Annotated in this window: 22 protein-coding genes and 1 tRNA gene; 7 read left to right on the top strand and 16 right to left on the bottom strand. The window is 29.9% G+C overall.

Going from position 1 to position 21,339, the window contains the following annotated elements; translation table 11 throughout:
* Positions 1-308 precede the first annotated feature (308 nt).
* On the bottom strand, positions 309-770 hold the full coding sequence (locus tag J3359_RS13905) for a Na(+)-translocating NADH-quinone reductase subunit F (protein WP_208077459.1): 462 nt from the start codon (positions 768-770) through the stop codon (positions 309-311).
* A 166-nt stretch (positions 771-936) separates the two neighbouring features.
* On the opposite strand from J3359_RS13905, the gene J3359_RS13910 reads away from it, so the two are divergent.
* The 4 genes from J3359_RS13910 (at position 937) to J3359_RS13925 (ending at position 2,658) form a co-directional block, all read left to right on the top strand.
* Positions 937-1,392, top strand: a complete 456-nt coding sequence (locus tag J3359_RS13910) for a retropepsin-like aspartic protease (protein ID WP_208077460.1) — start codon at positions 937-939, stop codon at positions 1,390-1,392.
* A 69-nt stretch (positions 1,393-1,461) separates the two neighbouring features.
* A complete protein-coding gene (locus tag J3359_RS13915; protein ID WP_208077461.1) occupies positions 1,462-1,914 on the top strand; it encodes a GatB/YqeY domain-containing protein in 453 nt (150 codons plus the stop codon).
* Positions 1,915-2,014: 100 nt separating this feature from the next.
* Positions 2,015-2,088, top strand: a tRNA-Arg gene (locus J3359_RS13920).
* Positions 2,089-2,241: 153 nt separating this feature from the next.
* The gene (locus J3359_RS13925) at positions 2,242-2,658 is read left to right on the top strand and encodes a CBS domain-containing protein (RefSeq protein ID WP_208077462.1); all 417 of its coding nucleotides are present in this window, start codon (positions 2,242-2,244) and stop codon (positions 2,656-2,658) included.
* A 41-nt stretch (positions 2,659-2,699) separates the two neighbouring features.
* Here J3359_RS13925 and J3359_RS13930 read toward each other — a convergent pair whose 3' ends face one another.
* From J3359_RS13930 to J3359_RS13945, 4 genes are all read right to left on the bottom strand, one after another.
* Positions 2,700-3,980, bottom strand: coding sequence for an FAD-dependent oxidoreductase (locus tag J3359_RS13930; RefSeq protein ID WP_208077463.1), 1,281 nt, complete (start codon positions 3,978-3,980; stop codon positions 2,700-2,702).
* A complete protein-coding gene (locus J3359_RS13935) occupies positions 3,961-5,349 on the bottom strand; it encodes a 3'-5' exonuclease family protein (RefSeq protein WP_208077464.1) in 1,389 nt (462 codons plus the stop codon). Before J3359_RS13935 ends, J3359_RS13930 begins: the two co-directional genes overlap by 20 nt.
* Positions 5,350-6,006 (bottom strand): ribulose-phosphate 3-epimerase, encoded by a 657-nt coding sequence (gene rpe / locus J3359_RS13940; protein ID WP_208077465.1) that lies wholly within the window; start codon positions 6,004-6,006, stop codon positions 5,350-5,352.
* A 407-nt stretch (positions 6,007-6,413) separates the two neighbouring features.
* Complete coding sequence (locus J3359_RS13945; RefSeq protein ID WP_036827110.1) at positions 6,414-7,277, bottom strand: sigma-70 family RNA polymerase sigma factor; 864 nt, start codon at positions 7,275-7,277, stop codon at positions 6,414-6,416.
* Between the two features lie 224 nt (positions 7,278-7,501).
* Here J3359_RS13945 and J3359_RS13950 point away from each other — a divergent pair, with 224 nt between their 5' ends.
* Complete coding sequence (locus tag J3359_RS13950; RefSeq protein ID WP_208077466.1) at positions 7,502-8,068, top strand: RNA polymerase sigma factor; 567 nt, start codon at positions 7,502-7,504, stop codon at positions 8,066-8,068.
* Positions 8,069-8,072: 4 nt separating this feature from the next.
* On the top strand, positions 8,073-8,252 hold the full coding sequence (locus J3359_RS13955; RefSeq protein ID WP_208077467.1) for a hypothetical protein: 180 nt from the start codon (positions 8,073-8,075) through the stop codon (positions 8,250-8,252).
* Here the strand turns inward: J3359_RS13955 and J3359_RS13960 are convergent.
* From J3359_RS13960 to J3359_RS13970, 3 genes are all read right to left on the bottom strand, one after another.
* Entirely contained in the window at positions 8,249-9,040 is a 792-nt protein-coding gene (locus J3359_RS13960; protein WP_208077469.1) for a THC0290_0291 family protein, read from the bottom strand. The genes J3359_RS13955 and J3359_RS13960 overlap by 4 nt on opposite strands.
* 64 nt (positions 9,041-9,104) lie before the next feature.
* Positions 9,105-10,715, bottom strand: coding sequence for an Ig-like domain-containing domain (locus J3359_RS13965; RefSeq protein WP_243765926.1), 1,611 nt, complete (start codon positions 10,713-10,715; stop codon positions 9,105-9,107).
* A gap of 47 nt (positions 10,716-10,762) precedes the next feature.
* Positions 10,763-11,458, bottom strand: a complete 696-nt coding sequence (locus J3359_RS13970) for a ComF family protein (protein WP_208077470.1) — start codon at positions 11,456-11,458, stop codon at positions 10,763-10,765.
* 365 nt (positions 11,459-11,823) lie between these two features.
* Here J3359_RS13970 and J3359_RS13975 point away from each other — a divergent pair, with 365 nt between their 5' ends.
* Positions 11,824-13,365 (top strand): glycine--tRNA ligase, encoded by a 1,542-nt coding sequence (locus J3359_RS13975; protein ID WP_208077472.1) that lies wholly within the window; start codon positions 11,824-11,826, stop codon positions 13,363-13,365.
* A 100-nt stretch (positions 13,366-13,465) separates the two neighbouring features.
* On the opposite strand, the gene J3359_RS13980 is transcribed toward J3359_RS13975, so the two are convergent.
* The 8 genes from J3359_RS13980 to miaB form a co-directional block, all read right to left on the bottom strand.
* The gene (locus J3359_RS13980) at positions 13,466-13,858 is read right to left on the bottom strand and encodes a lipocalin family protein (RefSeq protein ID WP_208077474.1); all 393 of its coding nucleotides are present in this window, start codon (positions 13,856-13,858) and stop codon (positions 13,466-13,468) included.
* A gap of 554 nt (positions 13,859-14,412) precedes the next feature.
* A complete protein-coding gene (gene groL / locus J3359_RS13985; RefSeq protein ID WP_208077476.1) occupies positions 14,413-16,050 on the bottom strand; it encodes a chaperonin GroEL in 1,638 nt (545 codons plus the stop codon).
* A 92-nt stretch (positions 16,051-16,142) separates the two neighbouring features.
* Complete coding sequence (locus J3359_RS13990) at positions 16,143-16,418, bottom strand: co-chaperone GroES (protein WP_088355328.1); 276 nt, start codon at positions 16,416-16,418, stop codon at positions 16,143-16,145.
* 240 nt (positions 16,419-16,658) lie between these two features.
* Positions 16,659-16,991, bottom strand: a complete 333-nt coding sequence (secG, locus tag J3359_RS13995; RefSeq protein WP_208077478.1) for a preprotein translocase subunit SecG — start codon at positions 16,989-16,991, stop codon at positions 16,659-16,661.
* Positions 16,988-17,743: a DUF8458 domain-containing protein gene (locus J3359_RS14000; RefSeq protein WP_208077479.1), complete on the bottom strand. Its 756-nt coding sequence runs from the start codon at positions 17,741-17,743 to the stop codon at positions 16,988-16,990. Before J3359_RS14000 ends, secG begins: the two co-directional genes overlap by 4 nt.
* Positions 17,744-17,928: 185 nt before the next feature.
* Entirely contained in the window at positions 17,929-18,435 is a 507-nt protein-coding gene (locus J3359_RS14005) for an LptE family protein (protein ID WP_208077481.1), read from the bottom strand.
* A gap of 68 nt (positions 18,436-18,503) precedes the next feature.
* Complete coding sequence (locus tag J3359_RS14010) at positions 18,504-19,730, bottom strand: sigma-54 interaction domain-containing protein (protein ID WP_208077482.1); 1,227 nt, start codon at positions 19,728-19,730, stop codon at positions 18,504-18,506.
* A gap of 124 nt (positions 19,731-19,854) precedes the next feature.
* The gene (gene miaB / locus J3359_RS14015) at positions 19,855-21,309 is read right to left on the bottom strand and encodes a tRNA (N6-isopentenyl adenosine(37)-C2)-methylthiotransferase MiaB (protein WP_208077484.1); all 1,455 of its coding nucleotides are present in this window, start codon (positions 21,307-21,309) and stop codon (positions 19,855-19,857) included.
* Between the last annotated feature and the right edge of the window lie 30 nt (positions 21,310-21,339).

The raw sequence follows: 21,339 nt of genomic DNA on the forward strand, positions 1-21,339 counted from the left end.
TCAATTGTAAAATAAAAAAATGCTTTAACTGAAGAAAAAAACTTTGCTCGTAAAACTATTTTCTGAAAAGAAAATCATTATTATAAATTTGATGTAAAAAAAACACTTTAATAGAAATTAAAGTGCTTTTCGGGTAATATATTTAATTTTTGTCTTTCACCTTAATGTCAACATTTCCTTTATCATCAGCTTTTACACTTTCTTTGAAGTTTCAACATTTACTTTCTTTTTTGCTTCTACTTCTGGGTCACATTAAAACTTACCTATTACTTTTAGCCTATTAAAATTAATTATTATTCCATTTACAACTAGTTTAAAAATGTTTCGAGATGATATACAGGTTCATCTCTTTCATATTCAAATAATTTCGAATAATCCATTACATTTGGTATATTATCCAACTTACATAAATAAGCCACAACATTACACAAACCTTTAAATAAAACTTCTTTATCTGTCGCGTTTTTGGGTTTGGAGTTATAATGACACAAAGGTGTTTTAAAACCACAAGTTTCTAAAAAAATCTTTTCGATTTGTAAAATTTCTAAAGGTGAATAGCCATTAAATTTTCTACCCAGATTTTCGTGAACTCTTCCAACATAACTTAATTCTAAAGAACCATGATCGTTAGAAAGATGCTTCCAACTATCTAAATTGTCTAAAATATTTCCAACAGCACAAGCAGTACAATCTTCAGGATTTAGCCTGTTGTTGTGAAAAGCATTATACAATTTTATTAAGGCTTGCTCTAATCTTTTGGAAGTTTTCATATCATTACATTTACAATTAACTAAAAGTAGTAATTATTTAAGAGTATCTCAAACCCAATAATGTTAAAGTTTCTATTTAAAATCTTTAAAATTTACAGAGAAATTTTAGAGCAATAGTGTTTTCTAAATTTTATAAATCGTATTTTTGAAAATCTTATAAGTTTATATGAAACGTTTAGAAAAGATTTTAAAAAAGAATAAATACATAAAGATTTCATTAAAAAAGATTGCGACAAATCATTTAGAATTAAAAGCAAAAATTAACGGAGTTAAGGGACGTTTTATTTTAGATACAGGAGCATCTAATTCTTGTGTGGGTTTAAATGCAGTAGAAAGCTTTAAATTAATAGCAGAAGAAAGTGAAACAAAAGCTGCTGGAGCAGGAGCAACAGATATGGAAACACAACTTTCTGAAAATAATTCACTAAAAATTGGCAGTTGGAAAACCAAGAAGTTTAATTTGGTTTTGTTTGATTTATCTCATGTAAATACAGCTTTAACGCAACACAATGCCAAAGAAGTAGATGGTATTATTGGCGCAGATATTTTACAAAACGGAAAAGCATTTATAGATTATAATAAGAATGTTTTGTATTTAAAAAAGTTGAAGAAGAATAAGTAAATAATTAATAAAATTCTGAAATAAACAATAAGATACTGAAACAAATTCAGGGTTAAAAAAACTAAAAATATGAGTTTGCAAAAACAAGTAATGGATAAAATGAAAGAAGCAATGAAAGCAAAAGACACAGTTGCTTTACAAGCCTTAAGAGCAGTAAAATCGGCTTTTTTATTGGCGAAAACAGAAACAGGTGTTCAAGCAGACTTGACAGAAGACCAAGAAATAAAAATTATCCAAAAACAAGTAAAACAAAGAAAAGATAGTGCAGCAATTTTTATAAAACAAGGTAGAGAAGATTTGGCAGCACCAGAATTAGCAGAAATTGCAGTTTTAGAACAATTTTTACCAGAAGCCATGTCTGAAGAAGCGATTGAAAAAGTTGTTTTAGAAACTATAGAAAAAGTAGGTGCTTCTGGAATGCAAGATATGGGGAAAGTAATGGGAATTGTTTCTAAAGAATTAGCAGGCAAAGCAGATGGAAAAACCACCTCTATATTAGTTAAAAAGCATTTATCGAAATAATTTTAATGTCATTTCGAGCTTGTGGAGAAATCTAAACCAAAATATAGATTTTTTTAAACTTTGTTTAAAATGACAAGAATTTTTATATAAATTAAAATTTGGCTCCATAGTTCAACTGAATAGAATATCAGATTTCGGCTCTGAGGGTTGCAGGTTTGAATCCTGCTGGAGTCACTAATAAACTACCATTAAGATTTTTTTTTAAAAATTTCTTGATGGTTTTTTTATTATGCAATACAACTTTAAAAAACTTTTTTTAATGATAAAAATCATACATATTTTTTTTCTTTTTTTTGAAATTTGTTAAATAACTTTAAAACAAATGAAATGAAAAAAAGAACACCAATATCAGAAATTATGACTAGGGAATTAGTTACTATAAGTAGTACAGATAGTCTAGAAAAAGCAGAGAAATTATTTAAAGAGAAAAAAATTAGACACATACCTGTAGTTCGAAATAAAGAAATAATAGGAATGTTAAGCTATACCGATATTTTAAGAATTAGTTTCGCGGATATTACCGAAGATGAGAAAAATGTGGATACGTTCGTATACGACATGTTTACAATTAACCAAGTAATGGCTAAAGATGTTTGTATGGTCTCTCCAGATACAACAATTAAAGAAGTGTCAGAATTATTATCTAAAAAAGAGTTTCACGCACTTCCTGTAGTAGAAGATGGAGAGTTGGTAGGTATGGTTACAACTACAGATTTAATTAATTACTTAATAGCACAATTTTAGTTTTTAAAAATTAGAAAGAGAGAGGCTTTTTTAGCTTCTCTCTATTTATATTCAGAAGTCAACTCATCTACAATTAACCCGTCTTCTAAAGTTTGTATAACACCCATTGCAGCTCGTTCTCCAGAAATTATGGCTGCGTTTAAAGAGCCATTTAACAATTGGTCTCCCGCTAAAAATATGGTAGATTTTAATTTGGTTTCTGTACTTGAAATTTCATATTGAAGATTCGTTAATTTGGGTAATGCTTTTTTAATTTGATAGCGTTTTATAAACTTTTTCACATCAATATTACAGCGTATTTTCAAATCTTCGGTTACTTTTAAAATAAAATCTAAATCGTTTAAATTATGTTCTTTTACAACAGTTACAGATAGTAATTCTTTATTTCCTTTATTTGAAGTGGCAACACTTGTATGATAAAATATATTATTAATTAGTGTATTTTTATCTGCAATTAAACCAATTAAAGGTTTTTTAATAACCCTTTTATCTGTTTCAAAATATAAGGTTTCGCAACTTTTCCAATTGGTTTCTTGGTTTTTTAGGTTAGAAATTAATGGACCAGCGTCAGTTGCGATAATGGTAATATGGCTTTCTACAATTTCTTCGTTTTCTAAAATAATTTGGTTGTCTTTTACTTCTTTTACTGGCGAATTAAATTTAAAAGTGGTGTTTTTTAATTTATCTTTTAATTGATTTGGAATTGCTTGAATTCCGTTTTTGGGAATTACAGCCATACCATTACCAAACATTTTATAAACGAATTCAAACATTCTACTTGAAGTTTCTAATTTAGCTTCTAAGAAAATTCCGCTAAAAAAAGGTTTGAAGAAATCTTCGATAATTTCATCAGAAAAACCAAAATTTTGTAAATAGTTTAACGTTGTTGTTTCCTCAGTTTTAAAAATGGAAGCAATTTTCTTTTTCTTTAAGAGAGTATTTAATTTTAAGATTTTTACTTTATCAGAAAAAGTACCAACAGAAGCTGTTAATGTTGAAAATAATAAAGAGATGTTTCTTAAAGGATCTCCAATAGTTTGCAATTTTCCATCTTTAAAAATAGTAGCTCCCGATAAAAATTCTTGCAGTTCTAAAGCATTATAATCTAAATATTTTTTAGCTGCAGGATAAGAAGAAAGCAATACTTGAAAACCACGATCTAAAGTATAACCATCTACAACATCCGATTTTACTCGACCACCAACAGAATTTGAAGCTTCAATAATTGTTGGGTAGTAACCATGGTTTTCTAAAATCTGAGCAGCGATTAAACCACTAATTCCTGCTCCAATAATATGTATTTTATATCTTGATTTCTTCATTTTCTAAATCTTTTAAATCTTCTTTTTTACGGATGTAAGCAGTCAATATTTTTTGAATATCGCTATTGTCTTTCTGTGGTTGTACAAAAAATTGATAATCTTCTGGACTTTCTAATTGTGCATCTTGGTTTACATCTAAATACCCAAAACCTTTGTAATTTCCATCTAAAATTAGTACAAAACCAATTTCATTTGGTGTTCTTCCAGTTTCTTTTAAAACGATATTTTTAGAACCAATACTTGCAGAAATAATGGCTTCTTGTACTCGCTTATTATAATTTTCTGCGGTTTCTTTATCGCAACAAACGCCTCTACATTCTTTAATTTTATGATGAAAACAACTGGCAACATTGGTTTGTAAATGACAATACTTAGGACACAATTCAAATTCCTGACACAGATTTTCTAAAAACGTTCTACAAGCTGTTAACGAGAAGAAACTCATAATTGGGTTTGGAGTTAACTTTATCTTGTTAAAAGCCAAATGGATAATTCCTTTTTGGTCTTCGTAGGTAAAAAGCCCTATTGCTTCTCTATTGTGTTTTTGTGCTCGATTGTATTTTGGATAGCGATGTTTTATTTCAGCAGATTCCAATAATAAAGCCAATAATTCACTTCCAGTTTCTGTGCAAGAAATATGTGCAGTTTCTATACACATTTCTTGTTCTTTTTTCTTTCGGTCGTAAAAATGACTAATTACTCTCTGTTTGATGTTGTTGGCTTTTCCAACATAAATAACTTCCTTTTTATCATTTTTAAAATAATAAACGCCATGTTTTTCAGGTAAATTGTCTACTATTTTTTTATCTAAAAGTGGAGGTAGAGTAGCTTGTCTCGATTTTGGGTTTAAAAAAGAATTAATTGTAAAATTGGTATCTCTTTCTATAATTCTTCGAAATAATTCTACTGTTGCTTCTGCATCGCCTTTTGCTCTGTGTCTTCCATTAATTGAAATGTTTTCTACACTGCAAATATTACCCAAACTATAAGAACGCAAACCAGGAATTATTTTTCTCGACAAACGAACTGTACAGAGCTTTTTTCGTTTAAAATCGAAACTCAATCGCTTGAATTCTTCTTTTATAATATTGTAATCGAAATTTACATTATGTGCAACAAAAATGGTGTCTTGTGTAATTTCTTCCACTTGTTTTGCAATCTCGCAAAACTTAGGTGCGTTTCTTACCATAGCATTTGTTATGCCAGTAAGATTGGTTATAAAAGGCGGAATGTTTTGTTCGGGATTTACTAGAGATGTAAACTCATTTACCACAGTTTTTCCATCAAAAATTAAAACAGATATTTCGGTTATTTTTTGGCCTTTATATCCGTTTCCTGTGGTTTCTATGTCTACAACAGCGTATAACAATTATGTGATTATGTTTTTTAAATCGGCAATGGTTTCTGTTGGGTTTTCTGCGCCAAAAACGTAACTTCCTGCGACTAAAACATTGGCTCCAGCTTCAATTAATTCGTTAGCATTTTTGTTGGTAACTCCACCATCAATTTCTATTTGACAAGCAGATTTAGAGAATTCGATTAAGTGTTTTAATTGAGATGTTTTTTTGTAGGTATTTTCGATAAAAGATTGTCCGCCAAAACCTGGGTTTACACTCATGATACAAACCAAATCTAAATCTGCAATTATATCTTCTAAAACAGCAATTGGAGTATGTGGGTTTAATGCAACTCCTGCTTTCATTCCTGTTGCTTTTATGGCTTGTACTGTTCTGTGTAAATGTGTACAAGCTTCGTAATGAACTGTTAAAACATTCGCACCTAAATTTGCAAATGTTTGTATGTATTGGTCTGGATTTACAATCATTAAATGCACATCTATTGTTTTTTTAGCGTGTTTAGAAATTGCTTTTAAAACGGGCATTCCAAAAGAAATGTTGGGTACAAAAACACCATCCATAATATCAATATGAAACCAATCTGCTTCACTATTGTTTACCATTTCGATGTCTCTTTGTAAGTTGGCGAAATCTGCCGCTAAAATTGAAGGTGCAATTAGATTACTCATTATTTTTTTTTGATTGTAATGTTATTTTTTACAAAGGTAATTAAATTTTTGCTCGAAATGTTGCAAAGCCTCAAAGTTGAATGCTTTAAATGAGACTTAAACTGTGACTGGAAACCATAAAGTTTGTCATGCTGGAAACATCTCATCCAAGAGTGAATAATATATAGTGAAATTCCTTTAGTAATGACAGATTGGGTGGGAATTTTGTGGGTAAAATGAATAAGAAATAAGTATGTGGTAATTGAAATAGCTTGCAAGTACACTTAGCCCTGATTGAAACGGCATCCTTTTTGTTTTTTAACAAAAAGATATAGTGGAAAGCAGGAAATAGCTCCAAAAAAAAAAACTCTCAAAAATTAATTTGAGAGTTTAAATATAAAGTAACAAGGAAGCATGCTTCTTTGTTGTTATCCTAAGTATGTCATTAAAATTTTACTTCTAGAAGTATGTTTTAATCTACGAATTGCTTTTTCTTTAATTTGGCGAACTCTTTCTCTTGTTAAATCGAAAGTTTCTCCAATCTCTTCTAAAGTCATTGGTTGGTGTTCTCCTAAACCGAAATATAATTTTACAACATCTGCTTCACGAGGTGTTAATGTTTCTAAGGCTCTGTTAATCTCGATTCGTAAAGATTCGTGTAATAATTTACGATCAGGATTTGGAGATTCTCCAGAGTTTAAAACATCGTATAAATTCGAGTCTTCACCTTCAATTAATGGAGCATCCATAGATACGTGACGTCCAGAATTTTTCATCGATTCTTTTACGTCGTTTACAGTCATGTCTAGTTTCTTCGCAATTTCTTCGGCACTTGGTGGACGCTCGTTTTCTTGTTCTAAGAAAGCGTACATTTTATTAATTTTATTGATAGAGCCAATTTTATTTAACGGTAAACGTACAATACGAGATTGTTCTGCTAATGCTTGTAAGATCGATTGACGAATCCACCAAACTGCGTATGATATAAATTTAAAACCTCTAGTTTCGTCGAAACGTTTTGCAGCTTTAATTAAGCCTAAATTACCTTCATTAATTAAATCTGGTAAGGTTAATCCTTGGTTTTGGTATTGTTTTGCCACAGAAACTACAAAACGCAAATTTGCTTTTGTTAATTTTTCTAGAGCTCTTTGGTCTCCTGCTTTAATTAACTGCGCTAATTCTACTTCTTCATCTGCAGTAATCAAATCTACTTTACCAATTTCTTGTAAATATTTGTCTAAGGAAGCAGTTTCTCTATTGGTAACCTGCTTGGTAATTTTAAGTTGTCTCATGTATTGTAAACTGTAAGCTTTTTAAGATTATCGAGAGGCTTACAATTACTTATACGTAAGAAAACTACTTTATGTTACAAAAATTTTTATTTTTTTTAAATAAATAAAATGGGGTTTTATAAAAAGACAAAAAGTTACCATTTAACGAAAGAATACGACTGCTTATCTTTTTTGTTTAATTTAAGTGTGACTTAATTTGTTACTTAGTGTCAAAATTAAGAACATTGAAAACATTAACAGCCAGAGTTACCGACGAAGAATTAGTATTTGAAATAGTAAGAACCAACAATACAGAGTTGTTTGCAACTTTATATGATCGATTTTCTACTGTAGTTTATAACAAATGTTATAGTTTTTCTAAAAATAGGCAGGAAGCAGAAGATTTAATGCAAGATGTTTTTGTAAGATTGTTTGTGAAATTAAGAACCTTTAAAGGAAATTCTAAATTTTCTACTTGGTTATATTCTTTTACTTATAATTTTTGTGTGAATTATGTTCAGAGAGATCATCATAAAAAAAGAGAAAGAATAACAGTTGTAACAGATCAAATTAAAGAAGAAAACTCTTTTGAAGAAATTGAAGACAATAGTTTATTTGAATTAAAATCTAAAAAATTAGCAAAGGCATTAGCCTTAATAGAACCATCAGATAAAATGATTTTATTAATGAAATACCAAGATGAAAAAAGCATTAAAGAGATTAAAGATATTTTAAATATTGGCGAGAGTGCCGTTAAAATGCGAATTAAAAGAGCAAAACAAAAAGTAGTTAAATTATACGAAGAGTTGTAAAGTAATGAGCAATCCGTTTAAAAAAATTCTCCCAAATCACAAAGCTTCTCCAATCGTAAAGAAGAAAGTACTTTTAGACACAAGTATGGTAAAACGCACGTTAGATGTTGCAGATAAATATGTTCTTAAATATCCAAAAACACTTACAGATTTTTTTATTGGAAAAAAAACGGACGAATTTTAATAGAATAGAGGCAAACTAAAGTTTAAGTGATATATTAAACCAACTTGTATGTTTAATGCCCATTCGTTATTTTTATTTTCAAAAACGGCAGCTTGCAATCCATCTACTTTATCCGAAAAGAAATATTGATAATTTATTTGAGTCGCTAAATCTATATTTTTTGTTAGTTTATAACGAGTTCCAAATCCTATAGAAAATACAAAAGATTCATTGGCACCAACTTCTATATGTCCTTTTTTTTGATATTTCTCTGGAAATACAGTTATATCGTTTTGCCAATCTCCTAAATCGGAAGTTACTGTGTTGTTAAAAAAGGAGTATTCAAATCCGAATGTAAAATAAGGGTTGAAAGAAATATCGGAATAAGGATACACAAACTCTTCTAAAGAATGTAAAAAGTACTCTAAATGTACACCAAGATTTATCATTCGAACAGTTCCTTTCATAGATCTTAATTGCTCTCCAGCATAACTTTGCTTAGAAGCATAAATTCCATGATGCTTCATCTTTGTTTTAGTTAAATACTGCAAACTGGTTTTTACCATTAAGTAATTGTGCAAAACATTGTTGGGGTCCCAACGTAAAGTTCTATTGTAAAAACTAAGGTAATGAGCCACTGAAAAGGATATTCCTTGGTTTTTTAATTCGCTACCAAAATCATTTCTCTCTCCATAATCGGTTTGTAAACTAGTAGAGCCCACAAAACCACCAATATCGTGTGTGTAATGTTGAGCCTTTATTTCTAGAAAAAAAACAATTACAAATAGAATTGTTGAGGGTTTTTTCAAGATTCAGGGGTCTTAAGTATAGACTCAAAGATAAAAAAAAATTAAGTAATTATATAATGTTAAGTTATTTTACAGAAAATGTTTCGAAAACATAGTTGTTTGCTCTTAAATCTATTTGAGTTTCGTAATAAATAACTTTCTCTGGCTGTTTCATTTTTAGGAAGTTACCTGTATCCCAGATATTGTTTTTATTACGATCGATAATTGCTCTAAAAATATAAGATTTAGGCTCTAATAAATCGAAAACTAAATTTTCGGAGCTTTTTATATAGCGTCTTTCTATAATTTTATTCTTTTCTTTTATAGAAATAAGATCTATTATTAAGTTCTCGTTATTAGAATTTACTACGTTTAATGTTATTTTTCCATAGTCTTCTATTTCTTGCGTTCTAAAATTAAATTTTAAAGTATCTATAGATGTTTCATAAATGTCGGTTACAGCTTTTGGGAGTAACTTTAAATTGTAGGTATTCTTTTGTTTTTTGTCAAAAATAATTCCTAATTTATTCTCTTTTTTAGAATTGAAAATAGTAAAAGGAACTTTTAAAGTATCGGAATCTATTAAAGATATTTTACTCGTATCTATTTTTGTTAGAGGATTGTTTGTTTTAAGAAATAGGGTGTCTCTAAAATGTAATAACCTACTTGAAGGAAAACTAACAGATAGAGAATCTATCTTTTTTTTTCTTAATCGAACAGTTACTGTGTCTATAAAAATATCGTTGGTAATTGTAAAATTTAGAGAATCTACATCAATGGGTGTAAACCAATAATTAAGAGTGTCTTTATCAACTTCAAAACGAGAAATACTTTTAAAAGAATCTGGAACTTTAGATAATAAATTTACTTTTAAATCTTTAATTTTTCCTTCGTAACCAAACTGAATTTTACCTTTTGTAACCTCTTTTCCTCGCCTAAATTGATAGGGTTGTACTTCCTTAAAAAGAGTAATAGGTTCCGAAAGAATACTATCTTTAGGTAAAGAAATTGTATCGTTATAAAAACCAATTTTATCTAATTTAGGGTTAAATAGGTAGTCGCTAGAACTTTCTTGTAATGCCATTAATCGATATTTGCCCTCTTTAAGATTACTAAAATTAAAAACAGTTGTATCTAATGCAGATGTTACATAATTTGGTTTTTGCTTATAAATAAGAGAATCTGTATAAGTGCTATCAATTCTATATAAAACAATATTCGTTTTTTTAGGCTTTTCTTTAAAGAAAGCATCTTTTAATTCTCCTGAAGTTTTCAAAGAATCTATATAAGTACCTGTAGAAAAGACATATTTAAAACCTTCTAAAACATTACTCTCATTATTGTCTTCAACAGCATTTCCGAAATTAAAAATGTAAGTTGTGTTAGAAGCTAAAGTATCTAAAATTTCAATTTTTAAAAATTTACTAGCGGCTCCTTGTGGAGTTACCAAAAGCGGATTTTTCAAAGGAGGAGAAACCACCAATTGTTTATTTAAGTCTTTTAACTTTATAAACTCATTAAAGTATAATTCTACTTCTTTTGCTTTAAAATTGATGGATTTGTAAGGCGGATTTGAGGTTACAAACAAAGGAGCATCTTCATCTTTAGGACCACCATCTGGTCTTCCAGTTTTTGCACAACTACTAATTAAGACAGCAAAAAAAAGTAAAAAAATAATTTTTTTAGAAAATATCACAAACAATAAATTTTGTACAAATTAACAATTTATTTTTTATTTAAAAATTATAAATTTAACTCTGTATAACCAATTGTTAAAAAACTAATTTTAATATTTTCTGTTTTTTGAAGTTCTTTCGCACACGCTTCTAAAGTTGCACCAGTAGTAATAACATCATCTACAATTAAAACATGTTTGTTTCTTAACGAATTGTAATCTGTTAACAAAAATTTGGTATCGTTATTTGTAAATCTTTCAAAACGAGATTGTAAGGTTTGTGTTTTAGAAGACGATATTCTTGTTAAAACATGTTCGTTAAAAGGAATTTGTAAGTATTTACCAACAGTTTGTCCAAATTTACTTACTTGATTGTAACCTCTTTCGCGCTTTTTTTTGGGATGTAAAGGCACAGGAATAATACAATCTACATCACTAAATTTTTTGTTTTCTTTTAACATTTCTCCTAGCCAATTACCAAAGAAAACACCAATATCTTCGTTTCCTTTGTATTTTAATTCGTGAATTAATTTTTTAGAAATCCCTTCTTTTCTATAAAATAATAAAGAATATGCTTTTTCCACAGCAATTCTTCCATAAAAGATTTTTGCTACTTTATTTTCTCTATAATTGTTGAAGTTTGTTAGCGGTAAATCATGTCTGCAAAACGTACATAAAATGGATTCGTTTTCAATTAACTGAGCATCGCAATTTGCACATAACCTAGGATAAAAAAGTTGAAAAAAATCTGTTAATATATTCATTTTAATGTAAATGATTCATTTTAAAGATACTATAAAATTTATAGTTTGTTGATTTTTTTTTGAAATAATCTCTTTTTAAGGTGAAAATTCGTGAATTCGTGGTATTTTTAATAATTGATGATTTCGTAAATTCTAAAAATAAAGAAATTTTTTCACTCATTTTTTTCAGATATAAAAGATAAAATAGAGTCACTAAAATTTTTCAATTTTAAAAGAAATTAGCAATATTTCATTTTTAAATAATCGTTAAATAATAGAAAAATTCGTGAATTTGTGGCATTTTAATAATCATAAGGTTATCAACCTTAAAAACACGTTGTTTTTTTATTGAAAAAGTTTTGTAAACGTTTATCTTTGTCGGCATTATGGCAAAACAAGAAGATCAATTTAAAAAGGTATTATCGCATGCGAAGGAATATGGGTATGTATTTCAATCGAGCGAAATTTACGACGGATTAAGTGCAGTTTACGACTACGCTCAAAATGGAGTAGAATTAAAGAAAAATATAAGAGATTACTGGTGGAAAGCAATGGTGCAAATGCACGAAAATATTGTGGGAATAGATGCTGCAATTTTAATGCACCCAACTACTTGGAAAGCTTCTGGACATGTAGATGCTTTTAACGATCCTTTAATTGATAATAAAGATTCTAAAAAACGTTACAGAGCAGATGTTTTAGTGGAAGATTTTAGAGAGAAAATATCTGAGAAAATTCAAAAAGATATCGATAAAGCTAAAAAACGTTTTGGAGATGCTTTTAACGAGGAGGAGTTTAGAAATACGAACCCAAATGTTTTGCGTCGTCAAAAACAAATGGACGAGATTACTGCTGAATTAACGAGAGTTCAGGAAGAAGGTGATTTGGTTGGTTTTAGAGAATTAATTATAGACTTAGGAATCAATTGCCCAGTTTCTGGTTCAAAAAATTGGACGGAAGTAAAGCAATTCAATTTAATGTTTGGAACTCAAATTGGAGCATCCTCAGAAAATTCTACACAAGTATATTTACGACCTGAAACTGCGCAAGGTATTTTTGTAAATTTCTTAAATGTTCAAAAAACGGGAAGGATGAAAATTCCTTTTGGAATCGCGCAAACAGGTAAAGCTTTTAGAAATGAGATTGTTGCAAGACAATTTATTTTTAGAATGCGTGAATTCGAACAAATGGAAATGCAATTTTTTGTAAAACCAGGAACGCAAAAAGAGTGGTATAATAAGTGGAAAGAAACACGGTTAAAATGGCATTTATCATTAGGAATGGGAGCAGAGAATTATCGTTTTCACGACCATGATAAATTAGCACATTATGCAGATGCAGCAGCAGATATCGAGTTTAAATTTCCATTTGGTTTTAAGGAATTAGAAGGGATTCATTCAAGAACAGATTTCGATTTAAAAGCGCACGAAGAATATTCAGGAAAGAAATTGCAATATTTCGATCACGAAGAAAACAAAAGTTATGTACCTTATGTAGTGGAAACTTCAATAGGTTTAGATAGAATGTTTTTAGCTGTTTTCTCTAATTCTTTACAAGAAGAAACATTAGAAAACGGAACAACAAGAACTGTTTTAAAATTGCCAGCAGTTTTAGCACCTTTTAAAGTAGCTATTTTTCCGTTAGTTAAAAAAGACGGTTTGCCAGAAGTTGCACGTAAGATTATGAATGATCTTAAATGGGATTTTAATGTATTTTATGATGAAAAAGATGCAGTTGGAAAGCGTTACAGAAGACAAGATGCAGCAGGAACACCATTTTGTATTACTGTAGATCACGATACTTTAGAAGATAATTCTGTAACAATTCGTCATAGAGATACTATGGAGCAAAAACGTGTTGCTATTGCCGATTTAAAAGAGCTTATAAAAGCAGCAGTAGATGTAAAAACTTGGTTACAGAAAATGTAGCTTTTACTCCACAGATTTTTAACTTTATCACAAAAAAAATAAGGATAATCTTTTCAGATTAAGATTACCCTTATTTTTTTGTTAAGTTTTCTAATGTTAATTATACACGTGTATAAACTTGTGTTTTACCTTCTGTAGTAATTGTAAGTTTATTACCATCAATTTTGTATACAGACTCAGTAGTATTTTCTTTCCCATCACTTGTAACTGTAATAACTGTTAATTTATTACCAGATGTAGTATATTTACCATTTGTGTTTTGTATAATTTTTTTTCCTTGTCTTAGAATTTCTGCTTCTGAAGATAAAGTGCCATTTGGTAAAAAGGTTACTTTTTGTTTACTAATATAGGTGTCTTTAGGATTTGCTGGTTTATCGGCTTTTAGTTCCCAAGACCCAATAATGGTAATTTCATTATCTTCATTATTATTATCTGAACTACAAGAGCTAAATGTGGCTACAAACGCGAATAATATAAATGCTATTTTTTTCATAATTTTAATTTAATATAGATTAATTTTCGGCAAAAATAAAATGAAAAAATATAAAATGGTAATAAATATTTGATAATTTTTAGTTAAATTTATATCTATCTAATAGTTTACATATGGCTATTCTTTATTAGAAACGACAGCTGTTGTGCTTCAATTTAAAATATAGATTTAAATATAGTTATCTATTTTTTTTGTGTTATTTCGACGATAGGAGAAATCTTATAATTTATAACCGCAATTTGTAAAATTCCTCTTCCTGCGTTATTCTTTAGATTAGTAAAATGAAATAATTACTTAAAATAAAAATATTTAAACAACTAGCAATCAGTTGGTGGTGGTGTGTTTGCCTTGCGTTACAAGGAAAGTAAATACAAATCAATACCTAATTATTTAGGCATATTTTAAAGAAAAAAATCCGTTAGAATTATTTTTCTAACGGATTTTTATATTTAACCTTTTTTTGAGGTTTCTCCATAAGTCGAAATTACAAAAGAAAGAGTAAAAATAGTTATTTCACACAAAAATGAAATAAATTATCTGCAACGATTCGTTGCCTACATCATTCCTGGCATTCCACCACCACCCATTGGAGGCATTCCACCAGCAGGAGCATCTTCTTTAATATCTATTAAAGCGCATTCAGTAGTAAGAATCATTCCAGCAACAGAAGCTGCATTTTCTAAAGCCACACGAGTTACTTTTTTAGGATCTATAATTCCTGCTTTTAGCATATCTACATACTCATCTGATTTTGCATTGTAACCAAAGTCTTTTTTACCTTCTAAAACTTTATTTAAAACCACAGAACCTTCACCACCAGCATTTTCAATAATAATTCTTAATGGAGCTTCAATTGCTTTATTAATAATTTGTACACCTGTAGTTTCATCTAAATTTTCAGTTGCTAATTTCTCTAAAACTTTTTTAGCACGCACTAAAGCAACACCACCACCAGCAACAATTCCTTCTTCTACAGCAGCTCTTGTAGCATGTAAAGCATCATCTACTCTGTCTTTTTTCTCTTTCATTTCTACTTCAGAAGCAGCACCCACATATAAAACTGCAACACCACCAGCTAATTTCGCCAAACGTTCTTGTAGTTTTTCCTTATCATAATCAGACGTTGTCGTTTCGATTTGCGTTTTAATTTGGTTTACTCTAGCTTTAATTGCTTTCGCATCACCAGAGCCATTTACAATTGTAGTATTATCTTTATCGATAGTTACAGTTTCTGCAGTTCCTAATAAATCTAAGGTTGCATTTTCAAGAGAAAAACCTCTTTCTTCAGAAATTACAGTTCCACCAGTTAAAATAGCGATGTCTTCTAACATTGCTTTTCTTCTATCTCCAAAACCAGGTGCTTTTACAGCAGCGATTTTTAAACCACCACGCAATTTGTTAACTACTAAAGTTGCTAATGCTTGTCCATCTACATCTTCAGCAATAATTAAAAGAGGTTTTCCAGATTGAGCAACAGGTTCTAAAATTGGAAGAATCTCGTTTAAGTTAGAGATTTTCTTATCGAATAATAAGATGTATGGATTTTCTAAATCTGCAATCATTTTATCTGCATCTGTAACAAAGTATGGAGATAAGTAACCTCTGTCAAACTGCATACCTTCCACAACATCTACATATGTTTCCATACCTTTTGCTTCTTCTACAGTAATAACACCTTCTTTACCAACTTTGGTAAAAGCAGTTGCAATTAATTCTCCAATAGTATCGTCGTTATTTGCAGAAATTGCAGCAACTTGTTTTATTTTTTCAGAAGAATTACCTACTTTTTGAGTTTGTTTTTCTAAATCAGAAATAATTGTAGCAACAGCTTTATCAATTCCACGTTTTAAATCCATTGGATTTGCGCCTGCTGCAACATTTTTTAATCCTTCTTTTACGATTGCTTGTGCCAAAACGGTTGCAGTAGTTGTTCCATCACCCGCTAAATCGTTGGTTTTAGAAGCAACTTCTTTTACCATTTGAGCTCCCATATTTTCAAGCTCGTTTTCTAATTCTACTTCTTTTGCAACAGAAACACCGTCTTTAGTTACTGTTGGTGCACCAAAAGATTTAGAAATAATTACATTTCTTCCTTTTGGTCCTAAAGTTACTTTTACTGCATTTGCTAAAGCATCAACTCCACGTTTTAATCCGTCTCTTGCTTCAATATCAAATTTTATATCTTTTGCCATGATTTTTTGTTTAAGATTCCAAGTTTTTCACTAGGAATAAATAGTTATTTTATTTTTTCAGTTAGTTTTCCTTTTTTTTGGAAAGGTTAGGATTAGATAATTGCTAAGATGTCGCTTTCACGCATCATTAAATAATCTTTTCCTTCTAATTTTAAGTCTGTACCACCATATTTGCTATACAAAACAGTGTCGCCAACTTTTACAGTTAAAGGCTCGTCTACTTTACCATTTCCAATGGCTACAACAGTTCCTTGTTGCGGTTTTTCTTTTGCATTATCTGGTATAATTAATCCAGACGCTGTTTTTGTTTCTGCTGGAGCAGGTTCTACAAGAACTCTGTCTGCTAAAGGTTTAATGTTTAATCCCATTTTTTTATAAATTTTGATTAATTAAATAATTTTTATAGTTGTTACATAGTCAGAAATTATGCCATTACAAGAAAACTGACAATTTTTCGCTGATTCTTTTTTTGATTAAAATATGGAACAAAAAAAATGCCAACGTGTCATTCACATTGGCATTTTAAGTATCCTAAAATTCTAACTCTTTAAAAAGTTTTCGAACCCGAGTAAAAGTCACTTACCTGAGAGAAAGCTAGAATAAAATTTTTATAAGCTGTCGTTTGTGGTTGTTGTAGAATTTGTTGGAGCAGGAGTTGTACTCTCAATACCATCTAGTGTATTGTCTAATTTAAAGTTATTGTCTCCACCTCTTGGAATCGCTACATTTGCTAATAAAATTAAAGCAAACATTGCAATTGCTAAGGTCCAGGTTGTGTTATCTAAAAATTTATTTGTGTTTTGCACACCTCCTAAAGACTGTGCTCCACCACCACCAAAAGAAGAAGACAAACCTCCACCTTTAGGATTTTGTACCATAACTATTAAGATTAAAGCGATTGCTACAATCAAAATTAGAATTAAAAATGCTGTATAACTCATGATTTATTTTTTTGTAAAATTTGTACTCTTTTAATTTGGTCTGCAAAGAAACCACTTTTTTCTGGATATTTCAAACTTAAAATTCTATAAGCTTGTATGGCATTATTGTACTTTTTTTGTTCTAAATAAACTTTTGCTAAAGTCTCTGTCATTAAAGCTGCATCTTGCTCGTTTTTAGTAATAGGAACAGCAAATTTTTTATCTTTAGGAAGTGGTTCTATTTTAGGGTTATTCTGAATAAATTTGTCTATTAATTCTTCTTTTTTAGGAAGTTTTTTTATTGTAGATTTCTCTTCTCTAACGATTGGTTTTTTTGTTGAAAGTTGCAACCATTGGTTAAAAGAATGATTTTCGTTTGGAGAAAAAGCAATTGGTTTTCCAATTTTTAAGGTTTTTTCTGCTGCTTTAGAAATCGAAGTAACATTTTCTTCAATATTTAAAATTGATTTTTCTTCGGGATTTTTTTCTGAAATTTTTTCTGAAATTTGTTGATGTATATTTTCTTTCTGCGAACTAAAATTGGAAGCTGTAATATAATTGAATAATACAGTTCTGTCAGTGGTGTAACCAGCAGTAACTTTTAATTCGTTGTTATATTTAAAACTATCTAAATTCTTTAATCCTTTTAAATATAAAACCCTTGCAGATTGAAAAAACGGGTGTTTTTCGACAATAGATTTTAACTCAACAGTTTCTAATTGCTGAATTTCCTTTTTGTTTTCTAATATGTCTAAAAACGTATCTTCTTTCAATTTTAAATTTTTATTTCTCGCAAAGTTGTGAGATTTTTCCTAGCAAAGTCGCATTTTTTTCTAACTTCTAACTTCTAACTTCTAACTTCTAACTTCTAACTTCCAACTTCTAACTTCTAACTTCCAACTTCTAACTTCTAACTTCTAACTTCTAACTTCTAACTTCCAACTTCCAACTTCCAAATCTACCATTTCCCAACAGATGCATTAAAAATATCTTGTGTTACTCTTTCTAGAATCTCTTTAAAAGCAGTTTCTTTCACGCCGCCTGTTAGTTGTTGTCTTGCGGGATAATCAGAATAAAAAGAAAATTGTTTTTCGAAATTGTCTTTTTCTTCTAACTTATTTACATAGCGAACATTTACAGTAATTGTTAATCTATTTTGTGCAGCCGTTTGTTGCGAAGTAGCACTCATAGGTGTAATTCTGTAACTTGTTATTTCTCCGCTAAAATATAAATCTCCATTGGAAGATGTTGGTGTTAAATTCGTTTGTCTTGTAAATAAATCTTGTAGTTCTTGTGTTAATTGTTGACTTAGTTCGGGTTCGATTAACTGTGCTTGATTTTGAAAATAATCTACTTGTATTGTTTTAGCGTTTCCAACATTTCCGCCTGTAAACGAATAAGCTCCACAAGAAATTAATAGTGTAGAGCTAACTATAAAAGCTACTATGTAAAGAATTTTTTTCATATTCATTTATTTAAAATTCAGGGTTTCAAGTTCGGTAAATTTTTAACTTTAAATATGAAATCTTGAATTTACAAATCGTATTGTTTAATTTTTCTGTAAAGTGTTCTTTCTGAGATTCCTAATTCTTTAGCGGCTAATTTACGTTTATTGTTGTTTTTCTCTAAAGATTTTTTAATCATTTCTATTTCTTTGTCCTGTAAAGATAAACTTTCGTCTTCTTCTATGGTCTCAATAAAATCATAATCTTTTTTAGGTGGTGTATTTTGTGGAATATTTAAAACTTCGATATCGTGTTCTTTTAACTCTTTATCGCTGTAAATTTTTTCTAATAAATGATGATTTTCTTCTTCGATTTCTTCAATATTGCCATTTTTTTTCATCAAGTCTAAAGTTAGTTTCTTTAAATCGTTAATGTCGTTACGCATATCAAAAAGAATTTTATACATAATATCTCTTTCAGAGGAAAAATCATTTTCTTTTTTACCACCAACAATTGCAGGTAAATTCCCAGAATTGTCGGGCAAGTATTGTTTTAATTTTGCAGCAGAAATATTTCTACTTTCTTCAATTACAGAAATTTGTTCTGCTAAATTTTTAAGCTGACGAATATTTCCAGGAAAACGATAATTTAATAATTCTTTTACAGCATTTTCATCTAAACGAATGGAAGGCATTCTGTATTTTTGAGCAAAATCCGAAGCAAATTTTCGGAACAATAAATGAATATCTTCATTACGTTCTCTTAAAGCAGGTAAATGAATTTCTACTGTACTTAAACGATAATATAAATCTTCTCTAAATCTTTCTTTTTCAATTGCTTGATGCATGTTAACATTCGTGGCCGCAACAATTCTAACATTCGTTTTTTGTGTTGTGGAAGAACCTACTTTTATAAATTCACCATTTTCTAAAACTCTTAATAATCTTACTTGAGTGGTTAGTGGTAATTCTCCAACTTCATCCAAAAAAATGGTTCCACCATCTGCAACTTCAAAATACCCTTTTCTGTCTTGTGTTGCTCCTGTAAAAGCACCTTTTTCGTGTCCAAAAAGCTCACTGTCAATGGTTCCTTCTGGAATTGCACCACAGTTTACAGCAATGTATTTTGCATGTTTTCTATGTGATAAAGAATGAATTATTTTCGGAATACTTTCTTTACCAACACCACTTTCTCCAGTGACCAAAACAGAAATATCTGTGGGCGCAACACGCACCGCTTTTTCTATGGCTCTGTTTAATTGAATATCGTTTCCGATAATTCCAAAACGTTGTTTTATTGCTTGTAAGTTTTCCATAAAAAGCTTCCTTTTAATTTCCTCCAAAGAGCGAAAACACTCTTGTTTTTTTCTTTACTAATTGAACTACCATCATTTTTTCCTCAACAGTTCTCTCCCTTTTAGAAAGTGTTAGGGATGGGATTTAATTATTATCAGAATACCCAACAGCAACTCCTTTTAAAGTCGCAGAAGTACAATCTTCAATTTTAACCATTACAAAATCTCCCAATTTATAATTTCCTTTTTCAAAAACAACAACTGTATTTTGTGTATTTCTACCTTTCCATTCATTTGGGTTTTTCTTAGAAGTTCCCTCGATTAAAACCTCTTCTATTTTTCCTAAATGTTGTTGTGTTCTGTATAAAGCATGTTCTTGTTGTAAGTCGATAACTTCCTTTAATCTGCGTTTTTTAACAGCAGGAGGAACATCATCCTCCATCTTTTTTCCTGCTAAAGTTCCAGGTCTTTCAGAATAAGCAAACATAAAACCGAAATCGTATTTTACATACCTCATCAACTCTAAAGTATCTTGATGGTCTTGCTCTGTTTCACCACAAAAACCAACAATCATATCTTGCGATAAAGCCATTCCTGGCACAATTTTAAAGATATTATCTACCAATTCCATGTATTCTTCACGCGTATGTTGTCTGTTCATGGCTTTTAACATGGTATTACTACCACTTTGTACGGGTAAATGAATGTACTTACAAATGTTTTTGTGTTTTGCCATTACATGAATTACATCTAAACTCATATCTTGTGGGTTAGATGTAGAAAAGCGAAAACGTGTTTTTGGAAATTTTGTAGCACACATATCTAACAATTCTGCAAAACCTACAGCAGTTGCTTGTGCTATTTCAGAAGCTTTGTTAAAATCTTTTTTTAAACCACCTCCATACCAAAGAAAGCTGTCTACATTTTGTCCAAGCAACGTAATTTCCTTGTAATTTTGGTCGACCATAGATTGTATTTCCTCCAAAATACTCTTTGGGTCACGACTTCTTTCACGTCCACGAGTAAAAGGCACTACACAAAAAGTACACATATTATCGCAACCTCTTGTAATCGATACAAATGCAGAAACTCCGTTTGTATTTAAACGAACAGGCGAAACATCTCCATAGGTTTCTTCTTTCGATAAAATTACATTTACAGCGTCTCTACCCTCGCTAACTTCTTCTAATAAATTGGGAATATCTCTGTATGCATCTGGTCCAACAACTAAATCAACAATTTTTTCTTCCTCTAAAAATTTCTCTTTCAAACGTTCTGCCATACAACCTAGAACTCCAACTTTCATTTTTGGGTTTATGCGTTTTACCTTGTTGTATTTTTGCAAACGTTTACGAACTGTAGTTTCCGCTTTTTCGCGGATAGAGCAAGTATTTACCAAAACTAAATCTGCCTCTTCTAAAATTTGCGTGGTATTATACCCTTGTTTATCTAAGATTGAAGCAACAATTTCACTGTCATTCATATTCATTTGACAGCCATAACTTTCTATGAATAATTTCTTGGTATTTTCTATTTTATTTTCGGTTACAAGGGCTTTTCCTTGTATTCTTTCGTCGATAACTTTTTCGATTGGTTCCATATTCAAAAAAAATGAATTGCAAATATACAA

Source organism: Polaribacter cellanae, assembly GCF_017569185.1.
GTDB classification, from domain to species: Bacteria; Bacteroidota; Bacteroidia; order Flavobacteriales; family Flavobacteriaceae; genus Polaribacter; species Polaribacter cellanae.

What these genes read in the sequence shown, in the direction of transcription:
- J3359_RS13975 (WP_208077472.1), top strand. Translation starts at nt 11,824, where the DNA reads ATGGCAAAACAAGAAGATCAATTTAAAAAGGTATTATCGCATGCGAAG.
- rpe (WP_208077465.1), bottom strand. Translation starts at nt 6,006, where the DNA reads ATGAGTAATCTAATTGCACCTTCAATTTTAGCGGCAGATTTCGCCAAC.
- J3359_RS13910 (WP_208077460.1), top strand. Translation starts at nt 937, where the DNA reads ATGAAACGTTTAGAAAAGATTTTAAAAAAGAATAAATACATAAAGATT.
- J3359_RS13930 (WP_208077463.1), bottom strand. Translation starts at nt 3,980, where the DNA reads ATGAAGAAATCAAGATATAAAATACATATTATTGGAGCAGGAATTAGT.
- J3359_RS13945 (WP_036827110.1), bottom strand. Translation starts at nt 7,277, where the DNA reads ATGAGACAACTTAAAATTACCAAGCAGGTTACCAATAGAGAAACTGCT.
- J3359_RS14010 (WP_208077482.1), bottom strand. Translation starts at nt 19,730, where the DNA reads ATGGAAAACTTACAAGCAATAAAACAACGTTTTGGAATTATCGGAAAC.
- J3359_RS14005 (WP_208077481.1), bottom strand. Translation starts at nt 18,435, where the DNA reads ATGAAAAAAATTCTTTACATAGTAGCTTTTATAGTTAGCTCTACACTA.
- secG (WP_208077478.1), bottom strand. Translation starts at nt 16,991, where the DNA reads ATGAGTTATACAGCATTTTTAATTCTAATTTTGATTGTAGCAATCGCT.
- J3359_RS13990 (WP_088355328.1), bottom strand. Translation starts at nt 16,418, where the DNA reads ATGGGATTAAACATTAAACCTTTAGCAGACAGAGTTCTTGTAGAACCT.
- J3359_RS13955 (WP_208077467.1), top strand. Translation starts at nt 8,073, where the DNA reads ATGAGCAATCCGTTTAAAAAAATTCTCCCAAATCACAAAGCTTCTCCA.
- J3359_RS13915 (WP_208077461.1), top strand. Translation starts at nt 1,462, where the DNA reads ATGAGTTTGCAAAAACAAGTAATGGATAAAATGAAAGAAGCAATGAAA.
- J3359_RS13970 (WP_208077470.1), bottom strand. Translation starts at nt 11,458, where the DNA reads ATGAATATATTAACAGATTTTTTTCAACTTTTTTATCCTAGGTTATGT.
- miaB (WP_208077484.1), bottom strand. Translation starts at nt 21,309, where the DNA reads ATGGAACCAATCGAAAAAGTTATCGACGAAAGAATACAAGGAAAAGCC.
- J3359_RS13925 (WP_208077462.1), top strand. Translation starts at nt 2,242, where the DNA reads ATGAAAAAAAGAACACCAATATCAGAAATTATGACTAGGGAATTAGTT.
- J3359_RS13980 (WP_208077474.1), bottom strand. Translation starts at nt 13,858, where the DNA reads ATGAAAAAAATAGCATTTATATTATTCGCGTTTGTAGCCACATTTAGC.
- J3359_RS13905 (WP_208077459.1), bottom strand. Translation starts at nt 770, where the DNA reads ATGAAAACTTCCAAAAGATTAGAGCAAGCCTTAATAAAATTGTATAAT.
- groL (WP_208077476.1), bottom strand. Translation starts at nt 16,050, where the DNA reads ATGGCAAAAGATATAAAATTTGATATTGAAGCAAGAGACGGATTAAAA.